Source organism: Flavobacterium sp. (assembly GCF_043720215.1).
In the GTDB taxonomy this organism is placed as follows: Bacteria; Bacteroidota; Bacteroidia; order Flavobacteriales; family Flavobacteriaceae; genus Flavobacterium.
Window position 1 is genome coordinate 1 of sequence record NZ_JAYSSZ010000298.1, and the last position, 6,344, is coordinate 6,344.

Consider the following 6,344-nt stretch of genomic DNA (forward strand, 5'->3'; position numbering starts at 1 on the left):
AAGACATACTGTAGTCTTTTTGGGTACGCTTTACATAGCGAGGTTCCTGGGTGTTTTCCATAACGATGAATTTATGTATCGCTATTTTAGGACAAGACACTATTTACAAACAAAAAAGCCAGTACCTAAATACTGACTTTTTTATAAACTAACCAAACTAAACCAAACCAAACAAAATTCTATGAATTCTTATACAAAGAACATGATATTTTTCATAATTTAGAGTTAAAGCAATGTTATTTTATTATTAAATGTTAAAAAGATAAATTTTATTCAATAATAATTATTTCTTGTCTTGCATAGCAAATACATTCTTCAACAAATTAGAAGTTCTAGCATTTATGTTGGTTCTAATATCTTTTTCTTCAACAGCAATCATTTTAAAAACACCATTCATTGCTTGATTTGTAACATAATCAGTCAAATCTGGATTCACTTTTTTTACCAACGGGATACTATTATATTTAGTGATTATGTTGGTCCAAATTTTATCAGCACCAACTTTTGCAAATGAATTCTTGATAACAGGATTAAATTTTCCGTACAAAGCAGTCGATGTAGAACCTTGTAAATAAGTTGTGGCAGCACTTTCGTTCCCCATCAAAATGTTTTTAGCATCGGTAAAACTCATTCCGGTTACAGCATCAACAAAAATTGGAGTCGCTTCTTTTACAGCATCTTCAGCAGTACGATTTATGGCTCTTAAACCATCATCAGCTAGTTTGCTCATTCCAATTTTTCTCAAGCCAGCATCTACTTTTTTTAATTCTTCTGGCAATAAAATCTTTACAGCTTCATTTTTAAAAAAACCATCAGTAGCAGTTAGCTTCGTTACTTGTTTCGAGATTCCGTTGTTCAGAGCTTCTTTCAAACCAGCTGAAATGTCTACATTTCCTTGTTCTAAAATCCCTGGCAATTGATTGGCGACTTGCTGTAATTCGGCACAACCAAAAAAGGGAAGAATTGCCAGTAATAATATCGATTTTTTCATAATTAGAATATATTATTTTTTGTCTTGCATTGCAAAAACTTGTTGTAGTAAATTAGAAGTTCTTGAGCCTAAGTTGGTTCTTATGTTTTTTTCTTCGACAGTAATCATCTTAAAAACGCCATCTAAAGCCTTGTTTGTTACATAATCAGTAATATCTGGATTTACTTTATTAACTAAAGGTATGGCATTATATTTTGTAATTATATTCGACCAAATCACATCAGCGCCTACTTTTCCAATAGATTGTTGTACAACAGGGCTGAATTTTGTATATAAGTCTTTAGTAGTTGCATTTTGCAAGTAAGAAGTAGCGGCATTTTCTTTGCCCATCAAAATATTTTTAGCATCACTAAAATTTATATTTTTTATTGCCGAAACAAAAATAGGAGTAGATTCTTTTACAGCATCTTCTGCTGCACGATTCAAAGCTCTAATTCCATCATCAGCCAAACTGCTCATGCCTAATTTCCTCAAAGTTTTATCTACTTTTTGCAATTCAGCTGGCATCATTATTTTTACAGCTTCATTTTTATAAAAACCATCTAGAGCAGTTAGTTTAGAGACCTGATCTGTAACTCCTTTGTTCAGCGCTTCTTTTAAACCAGCAGCAATATCTATCCCAGAATTGGTTTTAGTCATAGTAGAAACTTTGTTTTGCCCTTTTTTTATAAGGTCTTTGAGTTGTGCATTACTAATCATAGGAATGAAAACAGCTAGTAAAAATATTTTTTTCATAAGGAAATGTGTTTTTCTAAGGTTACAAACAAAAATAGAGCCAATATTTTATTTAGAAGCACAACTTTACGATTTCTTTCAACATATATCCTGCTATTCGTTTCAATCTTTTGCTTTCTAAAGAAAAAGCAAAAAGGATTTCCACTGCTATCAGGGCTAAATTGGGGCTTTATTTTATCCATCAAAACTTTTTGGCTTTGTATCATTTCGAACAAAAAAATTGTAAATTTGCTACTCAAAAATATCAAATCCTCAAAATGGAACCACAAATACCTTATGTCCCAATAAATAAAGTAAGAATTGTAACTGCAGCCGCACTTTTCGATGGTCACGATGCAGCGATAAATATCATGCGAAGAATAATTCAAGCTACAGGAGTAGAAGTGATACATCTTGGTCATGATCGTAGCGTCGAAGAAGTAGTAAACACAGCCATTCAAGAAGATGCAAATGCGATTGCAATCACATCTTACCAAGGTGGTCATAATGAGTATTTTAAATTCATGTATGACTTGCTTAAAGAAAAAGGAGCAGGACATATCAAAATATTTGGTGGTGGTGGAGGTGTGATTCTACCAAGTGAAATTGCCGATTTGCAAGACTACGGAATTACTCGCATTTATGCGCCAGACGATGGTCGAGCCATGGGATTACAAGGAATGATAAATGACTTAGTAAAACAATCTGATTATCCAATTGGTGATAAATTAAACGGAGAACTGAAACATATTGAAGACAAAAATCCTACTGCGATTGCTCGTTTAATTTCTGCTGCCGAAAATTTTCCAGAAATTGCAAAACCTGTTTTCGAAACCATTCATAAAAACAACGAAACTTCAAAAATTCCAGTGCTTGGAATCACAGGAACAGGTGGTTCAGGAAAGTCATCGTTAGTAGATGAATTAGTACGTCGTTTTTTAATCGATTTTCCAGAAAAAACAATTGGATTAATTTCGGTCGATCCATCAAAACGTAAAACAGGTGGTGCATTGTTAGGTGATAGAATTCGTATGAACGCCATTAATAATCCTAGAGTTTATATGCGTTCGTTGGCAACTCGTCAATCAAACTTAGCATTATCTAAATATGTTGCCGAAGCGATTCAAGTGCTTAAAGCAGCAAAATATGACATTATAATCCTAGAAACTTCTGGAATTGGACAATCGGATACCGAAATCATGGATCATTCTGATGTTTCTCTTTATGTAATGACACCAGAATTTGGAGCTGCAACTCAGTTGGAAAAAATCGATATGTTAGATTTTGCCGATTTGGTAGCATTAAATAAATTTGACAAGCGTGGTGCACTTGATGCCATTCGTGATGTCAAAAAACAATACCAACGCAATCATAATTTGTGGGATGCTAATCCAGATGATATGCCGGTTTTCGGAACGATAGCTTCACAGTTCAACGATCCGGGAATGAATACGTTGTATAAAGCTATTATGGATAAAATTGTCGAAAAAACAAATTCAGATTTGAAATCGACTTTCCAAATAACTCGTGAAATGAGCGAGAAAATTTTTGTCATTCCACCACATAGAACACGTTATTTGTCTGAAATTGCCGAAAACAATCGTAAATATGATGAAACTGCTCTTTCGCAAGTAGAAGTAGCTCAAAAACTATACGGTATTTTCAAAACCATCGAATCAGTTTCTGAAAAATTATTAGTTTTAAATAAAGCAGGAATTGACGATAGTTTTGTCATTCTGACGAAGGAAGAATCTCATCCATTTATTACACTGTTATTAAAAGAATTCGACAGAGTAAAAATGAATCTCGATCCATACAATTGGGAAATTATTCTCACTTGGAACGAAAAAGTAAATAAATACAAAAATCCTTTTTATACTTTCAAAGTACGTGATAAGGAGATAAAAATCGCGACACATACCGAAAGTTTATCACATTCTCAAATTCCAAAAATCTCACTTCCTAAATATCAAGCTTGGGGGGATATTTTGAAATGGAATTTGCAAGAAAATGTACCAGGAGAGTTTCCTTTTGCTTCAGGATTATATCCTTTCAAACGTGAAGGCGAAGATCCGTCAAGAATGTTTGCTGGTGAAGGTGGGCCAGAAAGAACCAACAAGCGTTTTCATTATGTTTCTGCGGGATTGCCAGCAAAAAGACTTTCTACCGCTTTCGATAGCGTAACGTTATACGGAAATGATCCGCATGTTCGTCCTGATATTTACGGTAAAATTGGAAATGCAGGTGTTTCTATTTGTTGTTTAGATGATGCTAAAAAACTGTATTCAGGTTTCGATTTGGTACATGCTATGACATCGGTTTCTATGACGATAAATGGACCAGCACCAATGTTGTTAGGTTTTTTCATGAATGCCGCTATCGACCAACAATGCGAGCATTACATCAAAGAAAATAATCTTGAGGTAGAAGTTCAAGAGAAAATAAACGAAATTTATAAGAAAAAAGGAATCACAAGACCAAGTTACCAAGGCGAAATACCTGCTGGAAATGATGGTTTGGGATTGATGCTTTTAGGTGTTACTGGCGATCAGGTTTTGCCAGCTGACGTTTATAATGACATTAAAATAAGAACTTTATCTCAAGTTCGTGGCACGGTTCAAGCTGATATTTTGAAAGAAGATCAAGCTCAAAATACTTGTATTTTTTCGACCGAATTTGCCTTGAGATTAATGGGTGACGTACAAGAATATTTCATCAAAGAGAATGTACGTAACTTTTATTCGGTTTCTATTTCTGGTTATCATATTGCAGAAGCGGGTTCAAATCCAATCACGCAATTGGCCTTCACACTTTCTAATGGTTTCACTTACGTGGAATATTATTTGAGTCGTGGAATGAATATTAATGATTTTGGACCAAACTTATCGTTCTTTTTCTCAAACGGAATCGATCCAGAATATGCAGTAATTGGTCGTGTGGCTCGTAAAATTTGGGCGAAAGCCATGAAAAACAAATACGGAGCCAACGAAAGAGCACAAATGTTGAAATACCACATTCAAACTTCTGGTCGTTCTTTGCACGCACAAGAAATAGATTTTAACGATATTCGTACAACTTTGCAAGCATTATATGCGATTTATGACAACTGTAATTCATTGCATACCAATGCTTATGATGAAGCAATTACAACACCAACGGAAGAATCTGTGCGTCGTGCTATGGCAATTCAGTTGATTATTAATAAAGAATTAGGATTGGCGAAAAATGAAAATCCGATTCAAGGCTCGTTTATCATTGAAGAGTTAACAGATCTTGTAGAAAAAGCTGTTTTACAAGAATTTGATCGTATTACAGAGCGTGGAGGAGTGCTTGGAGCTATGGAAACTATGTACCAACGTTCGAAAATTCAAGAAGAAAGTTTGTATTACGAAACCTTGAAACATACAGGAGAATTTCCAATTATTGGTGTAAACACTTTCTTGAGTTCTAAAGGTTCACCAACTGTAATTCCTGCCGAAGTAATTCGTGCCACTGAAGAAGAAAAACAATATCAAATAGATATGTTAACTAATTTGCACAAAGGAAGTGCCGATAAAGTCGAGGAACATTTAAATACTTTACAAGAAGCAGCTATTAAAAACGAAAACTTATTTGCACATTTAATGGAAGCTACAAAAGTTTGCTCGTTAGGACAAATTACGAGTGCTTTGTTTGAGGTTGGTGGGCAATATCGACGAAATATGTAGTAAAATTAAATTAAAAATCCGTCTTGTTTAAATTTTACAAGACGGATTTTTTTGTTTTATTTATTTTGGAATTGATTTATCATCTCCATTAGTTGTTCCTGTTGTTCTACATCTTTACCAGTTACTTTCATGTAGACATAATAAATTACAAATACAGAGCTAAGTACTAAACTTACTAAATTGACAATTTTCCAAGTATTTGAAGAGCCTAAATTATATTGATCTGGATTTTCGGCTAAAAGTTTTTCATCTTTTTTACCAAGATATAATCCTATTCCAGATAATACTAAGCCTAAAATTCCGCTTGTGCAACAACATCCTATAAATGATGTTAATCCTAAAATCATAGTGGTTTGTTCGTTGGGTAGTTTTTGTTTTTCCATAAAGTTTTATTGTTAGTTAATTTAAAAAGACATTTTGTAAATATAAGATATAATCATTATCATTCCGTTTAGAATTGCAAAAAGCGAAATTAATGTATTGTAGTTTCTTTTTTTGTCAATAAAATGCAATCCTATAAAAATAAAAAAAAGGAGTAATGTGTAAATTGCTGGAAACATATAAAAAGCACCTGAAAAATCACCATTAAAAATCAAAACTAAAGCTCTTTGAGTTCCACAACCCAAACAATCAATTCCGAAAATTGATTTGTTCATACAAGGAATCATAAAGTCTTCTGTTTTCATTTCCCTTTTTAGATTAACCGTGAATGGTTTCTTTTGTTCCGTAATTTGAGATAAGTTCACCTTCAAATTCTAACCATTCTGCCCAGCGTTTGTCAACATCAACTTTATCTGAATATTTTCTTGCAAATCCTAAGAAAGTAGTATAATGTCCAGCTTCACTAATCATCAGTTCTCTATAAAAATTTGCTAATTCTTTGTCTTTAATATTCTGAGAAAGCACTTTAAAACGCTCACAACTTCTTGCTT

The 6,344-nt window shown here is 33.4% G+C and carries 6 protein-coding genes; 1 reads left to right on the forward strand and 5 read right to left on the reverse strand.

The genetic code is table 11. The features are described from left to right. Positions 1–283: 283 nt before the first annotated feature. Both ACHZC3_RS12905 and ACHZC3_RS12910 read right to left on the reverse strand, forming a co-directional pair. Positions 284–991: a DUF4197 domain-containing protein gene (locus tag ACHZC3_RS12905; RefSeq protein WP_394760287.1), complete on the reverse strand. Its 708-nt coding sequence runs from the start codon at positions 989–991 to the stop codon at positions 284–286. 12 nt (positions 992–1,003) lie between these two features. Further along, complete coding sequence (locus tag ACHZC3_RS12910; protein WP_394760288.1) at positions 1,004–1,726, reverse strand: DUF4197 domain-containing protein; 723 nt, start codon at positions 1,724–1,726, stop codon at positions 1,004–1,006. 257 nt (positions 1,727–1,983) lie between these two features. Here ACHZC3_RS12910 and ACHZC3_RS12915 point away from each other — a divergent pair, with 257 nt between their 5' ends. Further along, the gene (locus ACHZC3_RS12915; RefSeq protein WP_394760289.1) at positions 1,984–5,412 is read left to right on the forward strand and encodes a methylmalonyl-CoA mutase family protein; all 3,429 of its coding nucleotides are present in this window, start codon (positions 1,984–1,986) and stop codon (positions 5,410–5,412) included. Between the two features lie 56 nt (positions 5,413–5,468). Here ACHZC3_RS12915 and ACHZC3_RS12920 read toward each other — a convergent pair whose 3' ends face one another. The 3 genes from ACHZC3_RS12920 to miaE all read right to left on the reverse strand — a co-directional run. Further along, entirely contained in the window at positions 5,469–5,795 is a 327-nt protein-coding gene (locus tag ACHZC3_RS12920) for a CCC motif membrane protein (RefSeq protein ID WP_394760290.1), read from the reverse strand. A 21-nt stretch (positions 5,796–5,816) separates the two neighbouring features. Further along, positions 5,817–6,098, reverse strand: coding sequence for a DUF2752 domain-containing protein (locus tag ACHZC3_RS12925; RefSeq protein ID WP_394760291.1), 282 nt, complete (start codon positions 6,096–6,098; stop codon positions 5,817–5,819). Between the two features lie 13 nt (positions 6,099–6,111). After that, positions 6,112–6,344, reverse strand: a 233-nt coding sequence (gene miaE / locus ACHZC3_RS12930) for a tRNA isopentenyl-2-thiomethyl-A-37 hydroxylase MiaE (protein WP_394760292.1), incomplete at its 5' end; no start/stop codon positions are given.